This is a genomic window from Streptomyces sp. NPDC046881, from assembly GCF_040645015.1.
Classification (GTDB): domain Bacteria; phylum Actinomycetota; class Actinomycetes; order Streptomycetales; family Streptomycetaceae; genus Streptomyces.
The window spans coordinates 1-2364 of sequence record NZ_JBEYXJ010000228.1; the positions used below are offsets into that span (position 1 = coordinate 1).

General features: G+C 71.2%; 1 protein-coding gene. It reads left to right on the top strand.

The genetic code is table 11. From position 1 onward, the window contains the following. Positions 1-2364: type I polyketide synthase (locus ABZ923_RS41165; protein WP_361483540.1), on the top strand; the 2364-nt coding region annotated here is incomplete at both ends.

Sequence of the window (2364 nt, forward strand, 5' to 3'; positions counted from 1 at the left end):
CACGTGGGAGACGTTCGAGCGGGCCGGTATCGACGCGGAGTCGGTGCGCGGGAGCCGTACCGGGGTCTTCGTCGGCTCCGGCTACCAGGACTACGCCGCCCAGGCCTTCCACGCGATCGACGACTCCGAGGGCTTCTTCGGCACGGGCAACTCCGCGAGCATCATGTCCGGCCGTATCGCCTACACCCTCGGCCTCGAAGGACCGGCCGTCACCGTCGACACGGCGTGCTCCTCCTCGCTGGTGGCCCTGCACTGGGCGGTCCAGGCCCTCCGCAACGGCGAGTGCTCCATGGCGCTGGCGGGCGGCGTGATGGTCATGTCCACCCCGCGGGCCTTCGTGGAGTTCAGCCGGCAGCGCGGCCTGGCCGCCGACGGACGCTGCAAGGCGTTCGGCGCCGGTGCCGACGGCACGGGCTGGGCCGAGGGCGTCGGCATGCTGCTGGTGGAACGGCTGTCCGACGCCCGCCGCAACGGTCACCGGGTGCTGGCCGTGGTGCGGGGCAGCGCGGTGAACCAGGACGGTGCGTCCAACGGCCTGACCGCGCCGAACGGTCCGGCGCAGCAGCGGGTGATCCGGCAGGCGCTGGCGTCCGCCGGGCTCACGCCGACAGACGTGGACGCCGTCGAGGCCCACGGTACGGGCACCAGGCTCGGCGACCCGATCGAGGCGCAGGCGCTGCTCGCCACGTACGGCCGGGAGCGGCCCGAAGGACAGCCGTTGTGGCTGGGCTCGCTGAAGTCCAACATCGGTCACGCGCAGGCGGCCGCCGGCGTCGGCGGCATCATCAAGATGGTCATGGCGATGCGGCACGGTGTCCTGCCGCGGACCCTGCACGTGGACGAGCCGACGCCGCACGTGGACTGGTCGGCCGGTGACGTCCGCCTGCTGAGCGAGGCCGTGGAGTGGCCACAGACCGATCACCCGCGCCGGGCCGCCGTGTCGTCCTTCGGCGTCAGCGGCACCAACGCCCACACCATCATCGAACAGGCCCCGCCGGCCCAGGACGAAGAGACCACTGCCGCCCCGGCCCCGGCCCTCCTGCCATGGGTGCTCTCCGCCAGGACCGGCGCCGCGCTGCGCGACCAGGCGCGACGGCTGCTGGCCCTCGTGGAGGACGACGCGTCACCGGCCGATGTCGGCTTCTCACTGGCCACCACCAGGAGCGCCCTGCGCCACAGGGCGGCCGTCATCGGCGAGACCTGCGACGACTTCCGCCGCGGCCTGGAGCGCCTGGCTGCCGGAACGCCGTCGCCAGGAGTCGTCCAGGGCCGGCCGGGAGGCAAGGTCGGTTTCCTGTTCTCGGGTCAGGGTTCCCAGCGAATCGGTATGGGGCGTGAGCTGTACGCGGCGTTCCCCGTCTACGCGGATGCGTACGACGAGGTGTGCGCGTTGTTGGACGCGCCGGTCGAGGTCGATGCCGAGATCCTGCATGAGACGGGGTGCACCCAGCCGGCGTTGTTCGCGGTCGAGGTGGCGTTGTTCCGGCTTCTGGAGTCGTGGGGTGTGCGGCCGGATTATGTGGCGGGTCATTCGGTGGGCGAGATCGCGGCCGCTCATGTGGCCGGGGTGTTGTCGCTCGGGGATGCGGCGAAGCTGGTGTCGGCGCGTGCTGCGTTGATGCAGGCGTTGCCTGCGGGCGGGGCGATGGTGGCGATCCAGGCCGGCGAGGAGGAGGTACTGCCGTATCTGACCGACGGGGTCGGGATCGCGGCGGTCAACGGCCCTCGATCGGTGGTGATTTCGGGCGATGAGGATGAAGTCACGGCGTTGGCCGGGGTCTTCGCCGGTCAGGGGCGGAAGACGTCCCGGTTGAGGGTCAGTCACGCGTTCCACTCGCCGTTGATGGACCCGATGCTTGAGGAGTTCGGGAAGGTTGTCCGGGGCCTGGAATTCAACGAGCCGCGGATCCCGCTGGTTTCGAACCTCACGGGCCGGCTGGCCGAGTCGTACACCCCGGAGTACTGGGTCCGGCACGTCCGTGAGGCGGTACGTTTCGCCGACGGCGTGCGGACGCTGCGCGAGCTGGGCGTGACCACGTTCGTGGAGATCGGCCCCGGCGGTGTGCTCAGCGGCATGGCGCAGGACTGTGTCGAGGACGTCGTCACCGTCCCCGTACTCCGGGCCGACCGGCCCGAGCGGCAGGCGCTCGTCACGGCCCTGGGTCATCTGCACACCCACGGTGTCGCGGTGGACTGGAGTGTCTTCTTCGCCGGTGCGCGTAAGACCGACCTGCCGACGTACGCCTTCCAGCACGAGCGGTACTGGGTTGCCGCCCCGGAAACGGCTGCCGCCGCCGCGGGGGTGGATCCGGTGGACGCGGAGTTCTGGGAGACCGTGGAGCGCGAGGACCTGCAGGCCCTCGC